Annotated in this window: 12 protein-coding genes; 3 read left to right on the top strand and 9 right to left on the bottom strand. The window is 67.2% G+C overall.

Annotated elements, in window-relative coordinates; all coding sequences use genetic code 11:
* Positions 1-128 precede the first annotated feature (128 nt).
* The 6 genes from GEM_RS28095 to GEM_RS28070 form a co-directional block, all read right to left on the bottom strand.
* Positions 129-1,151 (bottom strand): ABC transporter ATP-binding protein, encoded by a 1,023-nt coding sequence (locus GEM_RS28095; protein ID WP_014900820.1) that lies wholly within the window; start codon positions 1,149-1,151, stop codon positions 129-131.
* Positions 1,148-2,140 (bottom strand): ABC transporter ATP-binding protein, encoded by a 993-nt coding sequence (locus tag GEM_RS28090; protein WP_014900819.1) that lies wholly within the window; start codon positions 2,138-2,140, stop codon positions 1,148-1,150. The genes GEM_RS28095 and GEM_RS28090 overlap by 4 nt, the downstream gene beginning before the upstream one ends.
* Position 2,141: 1 nt before the next feature.
* Entirely contained in the window at positions 2,142-3,044 is a 903-nt protein-coding gene (locus tag GEM_RS28085; protein WP_014900818.1) for an ABC transporter permease, read from the bottom strand.
* A 13-nt stretch (positions 3,045-3,057) separates the two neighbouring features.
* Positions 3,058-3,996, bottom strand: a complete 939-nt coding sequence (locus GEM_RS28080) for an ABC transporter permease subunit (protein ID WP_014900817.1) — start codon at positions 3,994-3,996, stop codon at positions 3,058-3,060.
* 11 nt (positions 3,997-4,007) lie between these two features.
* Entirely contained in the window at positions 4,008-5,621 is a 1,614-nt protein-coding gene (locus tag GEM_RS28075; protein ID WP_014900816.1) for a peptide ABC transporter substrate-binding protein, read from the bottom strand.
* A 178-nt stretch (positions 5,622-5,799) separates the two neighbouring features.
* Entirely contained in the window at positions 5,800-6,381 is a 582-nt protein-coding gene (locus tag GEM_RS28070; RefSeq protein ID WP_014900815.1) for a cupin domain-containing protein, read from the bottom strand.
* Between the two features lie 499 nt (positions 6,382-6,880).
* On the opposite strand from GEM_RS28070, the gene GEM_RS28065 reads away from it, so the two are divergent.
* Positions 6,881-8,404 (top strand): peptide MFS transporter, encoded by a 1,524-nt coding sequence (locus GEM_RS28065; protein WP_039318547.1) that lies wholly within the window; start codon positions 6,881-6,883, stop codon positions 8,402-8,404.
* Between the two features lie 120 nt (positions 8,405-8,524).
* Positions 8,525-8,731, top strand: a complete 207-nt coding sequence (locus GEM_RS28060) for a hypothetical protein (protein ID WP_014900813.1) — start codon at positions 8,525-8,527, stop codon at positions 8,729-8,731.
* 55 nt (positions 8,732-8,786) lie between these two features.
* Here the strand turns inward: GEM_RS28060 and GEM_RS28055 are convergent, their stop codons facing one another.
* The 3 genes from GEM_RS28055 to GEM_RS28045 form a co-directional block, all read right to left on the bottom strand.
* The gene (locus tag GEM_RS28055; RefSeq protein ID WP_014900812.1) at positions 8,787-9,911 is read right to left on the bottom strand and encodes an OpgC domain-containing protein; all 1,125 of its coding nucleotides are present in this window, start codon (positions 9,909-9,911) and stop codon (positions 8,787-8,789) included.
* Between the two features lie 386 nt (positions 9,912-10,297).
* Positions 10,298-11,197, bottom strand: coding sequence for an EamA family transporter RarD (rarD, locus tag GEM_RS28050; protein WP_014900811.1), 900 nt, complete (start codon positions 11,195-11,197; stop codon positions 10,298-10,300).
* A 13-nt stretch (positions 11,198-11,210) separates the two neighbouring features.
* A complete protein-coding gene (locus GEM_RS28045) occupies positions 11,211-11,507 on the bottom strand; it encodes an acylphosphatase (protein WP_014900810.1) in 297 nt (98 codons plus the stop codon).
* 180 nt (positions 11,508-11,687) lie between these two features.
* Between GEM_RS28045 and hpnA the strand changes: the two genes are divergently transcribed.
* Positions 11,688-12,695: a hopanoid-associated sugar epimerase gene (gene hpnA, locus GEM_RS28040; protein ID WP_014900809.1), complete on the top strand. Its 1,008-nt coding sequence runs from the start codon at positions 11,688-11,690 to the stop codon at positions 12,693-12,695.
* Positions 12,696-12,705 lie beyond the last annotated feature (10 nt).

Raw genomic sequence — 12,705 nt, 5'->3', positions numbered from 1 at the left:
CGCCGGTTGCGATCCGCTTCCGGCCCCCCGGCGTGCCCGGCTAAGGACGCGCCTGTACCCGCGGCGCGAAGATCATTCGCGCCGCACCTACCCCTGTTGACCTGCCTTGTTATGTTTGCTGCGTCACTTCACGCCGCCACGCCCGCCCGAATGCACGCGACACGCGCCGCCGAGCCCTGCCGCACTTCCGGCAGCGGCACGTCCTGCGCGCACGCGTCGATCGCGACCGGGCAGCGCGTGCGGAACGCACAGCCGGACGGCGGGTTGAGCGGAGACGGCATCTCGCCTGCCAGCAGCATCGGACGGCGAGCACGCTCGCGCGCCGGCTCCGGCGTCGGCGCCGCATCGAGCAGCGCCTTCGTGTACGGGTGCTGCGGCACGCCGTACACGTCATGCCGCGCGCCGAACTCCATCACGCGGCCGAGATACATCACGAGCACGCGCTGGCTGATGGCCTTCACCACCGCCAGATCGTGCGCGACGAACAGATAGGACAACGACAGTTCGCGTTGCAGATCGCGCAGCAGGTTCACGATCTGCGCCTGGATCGACACGTCCAGCGCCGATACGGGTTCGTCGCAGATCACGAGCTTCGGCTCGCCGATCAGGGCGCGCGCGATGCCGACGCGCTGGCACTGTCCGCCGGAGAATTCGTGCGGATAGCGCAGCAGATGATGCGCGTTCAGGCCGACCCGCTCGAGCATCGTGACCACCCGGCGGCGCACTTCGGTGCGGCCGAGGCCCGCGTGGTGCGTGACGAGCGGCTCGGCGACGATCTGCTCGATCGTCATGCGCGGATCCAGCGACGCGAGCGGATCCTGGAAGATCATCTGCACTTCGCGGCGCATCGCGGTGCCGCGCAGGTGATCGGGCGCGACGGCTTCGCCGCGCCAGCGCACCGTGCCGGCCGTCATCGGCACGAGGCCGATCAGCGCGCGCGCGAGCGTCGACTTCCCGCAGCCCGACTCGCCGACGAGCCCGACCGTCTCGCCGCGCTTCACGTCGAACGACACGCCGTCGACCGCGCGCAGCGTGCCCTTCGGCGACCACGGATAGCCGCCGAGCGGCACGCGGAAATGCACCTTCAGATCCTCGACGGACAGCAGCGTGTCGCCCGTCGCGCCGTCGTTGCGGCGTTCATTGACGCTCATCGCAGACCTCCCGTCAGATCGGCCAGCGGCCGGTGGCACGCGCGCACCGCGCCTACCGCGCCATAGGTTTCGAGCGCGGGGCGCGCGTCACCGCAGCGCGCCTCCGCATACGTGCAGCGCTTCGCGAACGCGCAGCCGGCCGGCGCGGTGCCGGGCATCGGCGGATTGCCGGGAATCGCGACGAGCGGGGCATCGTCCGCGTCGGTCAGGCGCGGCAGCGCGTTGAGCAGGCCGATCGTGTACGGATGCGACGGCGCCGCGAAGATCGATTCGGCCGGCGCGTATTCGACGGTGCGGCCCGCATACATGACCATCACGTCGTCCGCGAGGCCCGCGACCACACCCATGTCGTGCGTGATCAGCACGATCGCGGTGCCGCGCTCGCGGTTCAGCTCGCGCAGCAGGTCGATGATCTGTGCCTGCACGGTCACGTCGAGCGCGGTGGTCGGCTCGTCGGCGATCAGGATTTCCGGCTCGGACAGCAGCGCCATCGCGATCATCACGCGCTGGCGCATACCGCCCGAGAACTCGTGCGGATACATCCGGATGCGGCGCGCCGCGTCGGGAATGCGCACCGACTCGAGCGCCTCGATCGCGCGCTTCGTGGCTTCCTTGCGCGACAGCTTGCGATGCAGCTGCAGCGTCTCGGTCATCTGCCGCTCGATCGTCAGGAACGGATTGAGCGACGTCATCGGATCCTGGAAGATCATCGCGATCCGGTCGCCGCGCACCGCATTCAGCGCGCGCGTATCCATCTCAAGCAGGTTGTCGCCACGATAGCGCGCGGCGCCGGTCGTCGCGCCGTTGCCGGCCAGGAGGCCGAGCAGCGCCATCACGGTCTGGCTCTTGCCCGAGCCCGATTCGCCGACGATGCCGAGCGTCTTGCCGGCTTCGAGCGAGAACGACACGCCGCTCACGGCGTCGATCGGCGGTGCGTCCTTGCGCGAGAAACGCACGCCGAGGTTTTCAACTTCAAGCAGAGCTGCCATTTCAGCGATCCTTCGGGTCGAGCGCGTCACGCAGGCCGTCGCCAACGAAGTTCACGCAATAGAGCGTCACGCACAGCATGACGGCCGGCGCCAGCAACAGCCACGGCGTCGATTCCAGTTTCTGCGCGCCGTCCTGGATCAGCACGCCCCAGCTCGTCATCGGTTCCTGCACGCCGAGGCCGAGGAACGACAGCACCGATTCCGTCAGCACGATGTTCGGCACCGAGACCGTCGCATACACGACGACCACGCCGAGCAGGTTCGGCACGACGTGGCGCAGGATGATCGACGCCGGCGACACGCCGATCGCGCGCGCCGCATCGACGAACTCGCGGTTGCGCAGCGACAGCGTCTGGCCGCGCACGACGCGCGCCATGTCGATCCACGAGAACGCGCTGATGGTCAGCACGACCAGCATGAACGAGCGGCCGAACAGGGTCATCATCAGGATCGCGATCAGCAGGTACGGGATCGCGTACATCATGTCGACGACGCGCATCATCGCGGAGTCGACGCGGCCGCCCGCGAAGCCGGCGATCGCACCCCACGCGACGCCGAACAGGCCGGACACCAGCGTGCCGAGCAGGCCGACCTCGATCGACACGCGGCCGCCGATCAGCGTGCGCACGAGCAGGTCGCGGCCGAGCTCGTCGGTGCCGAACCAGTGCTGGTTCGCGAGCGTCGGCGGCAGGCTGATCGAGCCCCAGTCGCTCGCGGCGGGATCCGCCGCAAGCAGCCACGGGCCGATGAAACACGCGAGCGTGATCAGCGCGAGCAGCACGAGGCTGAACACGGCCGCGCGGTTGTGAAGGAAGCGCGCGAACGCGAGCGCGAGCGGCGAGCGCGAACGCGGCGGCGAGTCGGTCTGCACGGGCAGACTGACGACGGGAGTAGTCGGAGTCATCGCGGTGCCTCGCTCAGTAACGGATGCGCGGATCGAGCCACGCGTAGGCGAGGTCGACCAGCAGGTTGAACAGCACGGCACAGACGGTCGTCAGCACGACGAGGCCGAGCACCAGCGTGTAGTCACGGTTGATGGCGCCGTTCACGACCAGTTGCCCGAGCCCCGGCAACGCGAACACCGATTCGGTGACGACGGCCGCCGTGATCGACGTGATGCAGACCGTGCCGAACAGCGACACGACCGGCATCAGCGCGGGCTTGAGCGCGTGGCGCAGCACGATCGTCGAGCCCGGCAGGCCCTTCGCGCGCGCAGTGCGGATGAAGTTGCTCGACAGCGTCTCGATCATCGAGCCGCGCATCACGCGTGCGAGCAGCGACACGTTGATGAGGGTCAGCAGCACGATCGGCAGCAGCCGGTACTGCCAGCCACCGTCGCCCCAGCCGCCGGCCGGCAGCCAGCCGTTGCCGGCCGACGTCTTCAGCAGGATCGCGAAGATCCACACCAGCACCGGGCCGAGCACGAACGGCGGCACGACGTTGCCGAAGTTGCCGATCAGCATCACGAAGCGGTCGATCAGGCTGTCGCGGCGCACGGCCGCGACGGTGCCGAGCAGCACGCCGAACACGATCGAGATCGGGATCGACACGCCGCCCACGCCGAGACTCACGGGCAGCGCCTTCTTCACGAGATCGTTCACCGACCAGTCGACGTAGCGGAACGACGGGCCGAGATCGCCCTGCAGCAGCGAACCGAGATACAGCAGGTACTGCTTCCACAGCGGCTCGTCGAGGTGGTACTTCGCGTTCAGGTTCGCGAGCGTCGCCGCGGACAGCTGCTTCTCCGTATCGAACGGACCGCCGGGCGTGAAATGCAGCAGCAGGTAGCAGACGGTGATGACGGCGAGAATCGTCGGCACCGCCCACAACGTGCGTCTCAATGCGTAGGCCAGCATGATCGCTCCGCTCAGTGCTTGATCAGGTACATGTCCTGCGAAGCACGCATGTCGATCACGTTCTTCAGCGAATAGCCGCCCACGTAGGGCTTCACGAGACGGTCGGCCGAGTACTGGAACAGCGGCACCATCGGCGTGTCGTTCATCGCCGTGTCGTGCGCCTGCGTGAGCAGCGTGGCGCGCGCCTTGTCGTCGAGCTTCTGGTTGCCTTCGTCGACGAACGTGTCGACCTGCTTGTTGCAGTAGCCGACGGTGTTCTGCGAGCTGCCGCAGCGGATCAGGTCGAAGAAGGTCATCGCGTCGTTGTAGTCGGCGAACCAGCCGTCGCGCGCGATCTGCACCTTGCCGTCATGCCGATCCTTCATCAGCACCTTGAACTCGACGTTCTCGAGCTTCGTGTTGATGCCGAGCTTGGTGCGCCATTCCGATGCCGTGAACAGCGCGACCTTCTTGTGCAGGTCGTTGGTGTTGTAGGTGAGCGTGAACGACAGCGGCTTCGCGTCCGAGTAGCCGGCCTGCTTCAGCAGGGTCTTCGCGGTCTCGACACGCTTGGCCATCGGCCACGACGCCCATTCCGGCGTGAACGGCTTCGCGCCCTTCGTGCCGTTCGGCATCAGCCCGTACATCGGCTTCTCGCCGGCCTGCGTGAGCTTCGACGTCAGCACCTCGCGATCGATCACCATCGACAGCGCCTGGCGCACGCGCTTGTCCTTCAGCGCCGCGTCGCTGTTGTTCAGGTAGTAGTAGTACGTCGCGAGCTGCAGGCCCGGGCGCAGTTCGCCGCCGAACTGCTTGCTGACCTGCTGGAAGATGCCCGACGGGATCGAGTAGCTGTAGTCGATCTGGCCGGCCTGGTACATGCGCATCGCCGTTTCATCGCTCTCGATCGGCAGGTACGTGACCTTGTTGATCACGACCTTCGGCGCGTTCCAGTACTTCGCGTCCTTGGTCACGACGATGCGGTTGTTCGGCTGCCAGTCGGCGAGCTGGTACGCGCCGTTGCTGACGAGGTTGCCCGGGCGCGTCCACGCGTCGCCGAACTTCGCGACGGCGTCCTTGTTCACCGGCACGAGCGGCGCCATCGCGGTCAGCTCGGGGAAGAATGCGACCGGCACGTCGGTCGTCACTTCGAGCGTGTACGGATCGACGGCGCGCACGCCGAGCGTCGACGGCGCGGCCTTGCCCGCGATGATGTCCTTCGAGTTCTTCACGAACTCGACGAGGATCGTGTATTTCGAGCCCGTCTTCGGATCGACGAGGCGCTGCCACGAATAGACGAAATCGGCGGCCGTCACGGGCTCGCCGTTGCTCCACTTCGCGTCGTGGCGCAGCTTGAAGATCCACGTCTGCGGCGTCTTGCGCTCCCACGATTGGGCGACGCCCGGCACAACCTGGCCGGTCGCGTCGATACGGGCGAGCCCCTCGAACAGGTCGAGGCCGATCGTGTTGCCGGTCCACGACTCGATGTGCGCCGGATCGAGCGACTCGACTTCGGCGGGCACCTGGCGCGTCAGGTCCTGTTGAGGAGCGAGCGCGACGTTCGACGGAACGGTAACGGCGTGGGCGACAGGCGTCGTCAGGGCGAGCGTGGCCAGCACGGCCGACATGGCATGCAAGGATTTCATCGTGGCAGTCTTGAGAAAGTGTTTCGGTGAGCGTCGCGCGGCGGATGCCGCGGATTACGCGTGAGACGCTGACGGGTACAGCGATTGAGGAGGCCCGTGATTCTCGTATTGCATGTTAGTATTCCTTACGTTTCTTTCGACAGGCATCCCATCTCGGAAACGAAGGAATACCCGTGCGTTAGAACAATCGCGGTGTACCGACCCAGACCACCACCGATTCAACCTTCGCGGTGTTGACCCAGCTGTGCGGGACCGTCGACTGATAGTGCGAACTGTCGCCGGCATGCAGGACGAACGTCTTGCCTTCCAGCGTCAGCGACACTTCCCCTTCAATCACATACAGGAACTCCTCTCCTGCATGTGTCGTCACCTCCGACCGCTTCTGCCCCGGCGGCATTCGCACGAGGATCGCCTCGAGCTGACGCCCTTCGGTCACGTTCGTCAGCCTCGCGAACAGGTTCGCCGAATCGGCGAATCCGAAGAAGCGCAACTGCTCGCCTCTGCAGACCGAGCGTTCCTCGCTCGGCGTATCCACGAAGTACTGCACCGTCACGCCGAGCGCCTGTGCGATACCGGCCAGCGACGTCAGCGACGGCGACGCGAGCCCGCGTTCGACTTGAGACAGAAACGGCTTAGAAATCCCCGCGGCGGTAGCGGTGTCGTCGAGCGTGCGCTTGAGTCGTTGGCGCAACGCGCGAATCTTGCTGCCCAGTGCGGCGGCAGCGTCTGCTGACCGCGAGTTTTCAGTGGGGGGAACCATAGCAGGCCGAAAAGTGGTCGTCAAAAAATGTTTGATGGAAAGTAACTAAGTTAGATCGATTTGGCTTAGTCTTCGGGTTCGCACACGTCTTCGGTGTTGAGCCCGGTGCACTAAACAGGGCACGAAGCGAGCGAAACGACGCGCTATCTTGCCAGACTCGCCGGCTTCACAGGCAAGCTGCAAGCGGCTCTCCGGGAATCTGCGGAGAACGGGCGCAAAGCTTACAAGTAGATGATGAGACAAATGTTCCTGAAAGCTGCCGCCATATCGGGAGTTTCCCTGAGTGGCGCGAACCTGACGCACCGGACCGGCGAACGTTACCATTCGCGCGCCGGTCGGGGCCCCGCCCCGCCCTACCAGGCGGCGTCCGACCCCGGCCCGGGCTAACCCGCCCGACTGCTCCATCGCCCACGCAAGGCCTACCCGGCCACTGCGCTGCGGCGCCAGTTCGACCCCCAAGGCGACGCGCGATCCGCGACGTCCGTTTCAGACGAGATTGATGATGCAAACACCTGTTTCCCAAACCCGATCGTTTACGACGGTCTTCCTCATCGAGATGTGGGAGCGCTTCGGCTACTACGGCATGGCCGCGCTGCTCGTTCTCTTCATGATCGACAAGCTCGGCTTCACCGACAGCAACGCGAGCCTGACCTGGGGCGCGTTCACCGCGCTCGTCTGGGCGGCACCGTCGATCGGCGGCTGGATCGGCGACAAACTGCTCGGCTCGCGCCGCACGATGGTCATCGGCGCGATCGTGCTGTGCCTCGGTTACCTGATGCTCGCGCTGCCGAACGACCAGCTTGGCTACATGTACGCGTCGCTGGCCGTGGTCGTCGTCGGCAACGGTCTGTTCAAGGCGAACGCGGCGAACCTCGTGCGCCGGATTTACGAAGGCGACGACGCGCGTATCGACAGCGCGTTCACGATCTACTACATGGCAGTCAACATCGGCTCGACCGTGTCGATGCTCGCGACGCCGTGGATCAAGGATCACTGGGGCTGGCACACTGCATTCGCAGTATGCGCCGCGGGCATGATGCTCGGCGTCCTGAACTTCTTCCTGATGCATCGCACGCTTTCGCAGATCGGCTCGCAGCCGGATGCGGAGCCGATCCGCTGGGGCCGCCTCGGCGCGGTTCTCGCGGGCAGCGCGGTGTTCTGCGTCATCACGATGTACGTGATCGGACACAAGCAGCTCGCGGTCGCGAGCGTGTGGACGGCAGCGTTCGCGATCCTCGCGATCTTCGGGTACATGATCGCGAAGGCAGAGCAAACCGAGCGCGCAGGCCTCATCGCCGCGCTCGTGCTGACCGCGCAGGTGATCCTGTTCTTCATCTTCTACATGCAGATGTCGACGTCGCTGACCCTGTTCGCCATGCGCAACGTCGACCCGCGCTTCATCGTGTTCGGCACGACGCTGTTCTCGTGGAGCCCCGCGCAGTTCCAGGCGCTCAACCCGATCTGGATCATGCTGATGAGCCCCGTGCTCGTGGCGATCTACAACCGCCAGGCGAAGAACGGCCGTGACCTTCCGGTCGCCGCGAAATACGCGCTCGGCTTCGCCACGGTCGCGCTCGGCTATCTGATCTTCACGATCAGCGGCCGCTATGCGGTCGACGGCCACGTGTCGTCGTGGTTCATGGTGTGGGGCTACGCTCTCAACTCGCTCGGCGAACTGCTCGTCAGCGGCCTTGGCCTCGCGATGATCGCCCGCTACGTGCCGGCGCGCATGAGCGGCTTCATGATGGGCGCGTACTTCGTCGCGACCGGCGTGTCGCAGTATCTCGGCAGCGTGGTCGCGAACTACGCGCAGATGCCGTCGAAGGACCTGCCCGCGACCGTGTCGCTGCCGCTCTACCTGTCGCTGTTCGAGAAGCTCGGCTGGCTCGCCGCGGTCGGCATGCTGCTCTCGCTGCTGCTGCTGCCGATGATGAACCGCCTGTCGCGCCAGCATCAGCGTTGCGCGGAAGAGCGCCGCGAGGAAGAAGCCGGTCAGGCGCCGGCGCTGGCCTCGGTCCAGTAAGTACTATCCCTCGGCGTGCGGCATGCACGCCACATTCTCCCGCCAGAGCGGCCAGCACGTCCTACACTGGTTGCAACAGCGCATTCGCTCCATCGCGATGTGCACTGGTGGGAGAAGATCATGAAAAGCAAAACGACACGGCTTTTGAGGCTACTGTCGGACATCCGGCACGCGCAGCGCTGCACCGCATTGCGCGCCGCCCGGGCCGCAGCCGAAGCCGACGCGGTGCTCGCGCAACCGGACGATCCGAAGTCCGACGAACGCGACGACACCGAATCCGACGACGCGACCGTCGTCCCCCGCTCCCGTATCAGCTCACCTCACTGACTGCTCCGCCGCCGCGCGGCCCGTTGCGTGCCGCCTGCGCGTGGTCCCGCGCCGCTCACGCGGCCGCGCCGCGCCAGCGCGCGATCCACGCTCCCGAACCGGCCACGGCCATCATCAGCGCGACCGCGCATGCGTCGGCCGCGAGGCCCACGCCGAGATGCCGCAGCTCGGCACCGTTCGCGACCGGATGCAGCAGCGAATCGATGACGAGCGAGATCGCGGCGCCCGCGACGAAGCAGATCAGCCCGCGCCGGCCGACCGCGACGACGGGCCCCACGGCGCGCGCGATCCGCGCGATCCAGCCGTAACGCACGCAGTCGGCCATCAGCCACGCGACCGCCGCAAAGCTCACGATGCGCGGCAGCGCGAGATCGCGCTTGAGCACGCCTTCGGGAACCGGCAACCCCGAGAACAGCTTGTAGCTCGCGCAGCCGAGCACGATCGCGCATGCCACGCCGGTCGCCGCGGCGCTCCAGCGCCCGAGCGCGATGTGCCGGTACACGGGCTGGCAGCGCGCGAGCACGCCGCCGACGAACATCAGCTGCCACGCGAACGGATTGAAGCTCCAGCGGAACGAATCGGTATCCAGCAGTTCGGGGCCGAGCCAGCCCGCCGCGAGCCACGACGCGGCGCTGATCGCGACCAGCAGCCACGGATGGCGGCGCGCGAACGGCACGATCACCGGCGACGCGAGCGCGAACAGCACGTACATCGGCAGCACCGACGCGAGATACGGCTGGCGCTGGAACGTGAGCAACTCGGCGAGGCCCGTGAGCGGCGACGCGAGCATCACGCTGACGTCGTCGAGCGCGAGGTTCGGCGCGTCGATCCCGTAATGGTCGAGCACGGCAGACACGACGAGCATCAGCGTCGACGTCGCGAGAAACGCGCGATAGATCTGCATCGCGCGGCGCACGAACCGCCGCTGCGCGGCACGCGCGCCGTGCCGGTCGGCGATCGCGCCGTACGCGCTCGCGGTCGCGAAGCCGCCGAGGAACACGAACACCTCCGCCGCGTCGCACAGCGCGAACGCGTGGAGCGTGACGCGAGACAGCACGCTCGCGCCGATGTGATCGACGACGATCATCAGCAGCACGATTCCGCGGAAGAAATCGACTTCGATCAGGCGGCCGCTGCGCGCCGGCGCGACCGTGGCGAAGGGCGGCGCGCTCAACGACATGGCCGCACCTGCGCGATGACGGCGCAGCACGCGCCGGTGGAGGATTCGGAAGGGAGAAGGCACACGTGATCAGCGGCGATACGCGTATGCTCGTATCGCGCCAACCCGGCCGGCCCGGCACGGAGATGACCGTTCATGGAAAAGCCGCATACGAAGAGAAGACGGTCAGATCAGTCTAGCGGCCGGTCGGGGGATACCCTAAGTAACAAAGTGCAACGGAATCTTCTGTTCGATTACAGGCGTGACATCGGCGATGCGAAGCTGGCGAGGCGGCCAGCCCGATGTCAGCGCGATGCCAGTTCGACGCCAGCATCGCGGGATTCGACGCAAGGAACGCGCGATGCGCAGCACGTCCCGTGCTGCCGCCGCGTCGTGAGCGACAACGCTCAACCGCGCATGGGCAGGCGCCGCATCAGCATCGCGCTATGCCACGCGGTCAATGCGACGGCAGCCCAGATCGGCCCGTACGTCGCGAGCTGCGCGACGCTCAACGTCTCGCCGAGCAGCAGCAGCGACACCGCGACGAGCAGCACCGGCTCGACGTAGCCGAGAATTCCGAACAGCGCCATCGGCAGCATCCGGCTCGCCTTCAGGTAGCTCGCGAGCGCGAGCGTGCTGAGCACGCCGAGCCCCGGCAGCAGCGCGGCCCACAGCAGCGGATGGCTGGCGACTGGCGTCGGGCTCGCCGCCACCATCGCGAGCGCAATCGGACACAGCAGCACGATCTCGAGCGCGAACGCGGCCAGCGAATCGGCGTTGATCCGGCGGCGCAGCACGAAATACGGCGGATAGCCGAGCGCGACGACGAGCGTCGGCCATGCGAACGCGCGCGTCGCCCACACTTCGTGCGCGACGCCGAGCGCCGCGCAGGCGACCGCCATCCATTGCAGCGGGTCGAGCCGTTCGTGGTAGTAAAAGCGGCCGACGAGCACCATCGTCAGCGGCAGCAGGAAATAGCCGAGCGACACTTCGAGCATGCGCCCGTGCAACGGCGCCCACAGGAACAGCCACAGCTGCAGGCCGAGCAGCGCCGCACTTACCGGCAGCGCGATCATCAGGCGCCAGTCGCGCACGCTGCGCCGCACGAGCTCGACGAGCGCCGGCCAGCGGCCGCGCAGCGCGATCAGCGCGAGCGCGCCCGGCGCGGTCCACACGATGCGCCACGCGAAGATGTCGAGCCCCGTGAGCGGCGCGAGCAGTTTCGCGTAAGCGGACATCAGCGCGAACAGTGTCGACGCCAGCACCGACAGCACGATGCCGCGCCCGGCCTCCGGATACCCCGTCATGTTCTTGTTCGCCTTACTGCTGCTGGAAGCGCTCGAAGCGCTTTTCAACCTGACGCTCCTCGAACGTCACCTCGGTCACGCGCGCGGACGGCGGCCCGTGGCGCAGCCACGCGAGCATCCGGTCGATCTGCGCGCCGGGGCCCTGGATCATCGCCTCGACGCTGCCGTCCTCGAGATTCGCGACCCAGCCACGCAGCTTCAGCGCATGCGCCTCGCGCACGGTCGCGTGACGGAAACCGACGCCCTGCACGACGCCGCGCACCCGCACGTAGTAGGTCTCGATCCGTTCGTCCAGTTCATTGCGGCTCATGGCGTCGCCCTCCCGTTGCATTCAAGCCCGGCATTGTAGTCGCGTCGGCCGCTTCGCACACGCGTGCGGCGGGCCGGCCCGGCCGCCGCGCGGCGCTCGCGTCGCCGGGCGCGCCGACCACGTACAATCTCGCCGACGCACAACCGCCGCGCCGCTTGCGCGCGGCCCTGAAGGAAACGCATGACTGATACTTCCCGCGATCTCGTTCTCGTCACCGGCGCGTCCGGTTTCGTCGGCTCGGCCGTCGCACGCATCGCGCAGCAGAAAGGCTATGCGGTGCGCGTGCTGGTGCGCCCGACCAGCCCGCGCACGAACGTCGCGGATCTCGATGCCGAGATCGTCACCGGCGACATGCGCGACGAGGCGTCGATGCGCGCCGCGCTGCGCGGCGTGCGCTACCTGCTGCACGTGGCGGCCGACTACCGGCTGTGGGCACCGGATCCGGACGAGATCGAGCGCGCGAACCTGGAAGGCGCGGTCGCGACGATGCGCGCGGCGCGCGCCGAAGGCGTCGAGCGGATCGTCTACACGAGCAGCGTCGCGACGTTGAAGGTGACGAGCGCCGGCGATCCGTCCGACGAGAACCGGCCGCTGACAGCGGAGCAGGCGATCGGCGTCTACAAGCGCAGCAAGGTGCTGGCCGAGCGCGCAGTCGAGCGGATGATCGCCGACGACGGGCTGCCGGCGGTGATCGTCAACCCGTCGACGCCGATCGGCCCGCGCGACGTGAAGCCGACGCCGACCGGCCGCATCATCGTCGAAGCCGCGCTCGGCAAGATCCCCGCGTTCGTCGACACGGGGCTGAACCTCGTGCACGTCGACGACGTCGCGCACGGCCACTTCCTCGCGCTCGAGCGCGGCCGGATCGGCGAGCGCTACATCCTCGGCGGCGAGAACCTGCCGCTGCAGCAGATGCTCGCCGACATCGCGCAGATGACGGGCCGCAAGGCGCCGACGATCGCGCTGCCGCGCTGGCCGCTCTACCCGCTCGCGGTCGGCGCGGAGGCCGTCGCGAAGTTCACGAAGAAGGAGCCGTTCGTGACCGTCGACGGGCTGCGGATGTCGAAGAACAAGATGTATTTCACGTCCGCGAAGGCCGAGCGCGAGCTTGGCTACCGCGCGCGTCCGTACCGCGAAGGGTTGCGCGACGCGCTCGACTGGTTCGGCTCGGCGGGCTACCTGAAATAACATAAAGCGG

The sequence above is a fragment of the Burkholderia cepacia GG4 genome, assembly GCF_000292915.1.
Classification (GTDB): domain Bacteria; phylum Pseudomonadota; class Gammaproteobacteria; order Burkholderiales; family Burkholderiaceae; genus Burkholderia; species Burkholderia cepacia_D.
The sequence above is the reverse complement of the archived record's forward strand: the minus strand, read 5'-3'. Positions and strand labels throughout refer to the sequence as shown.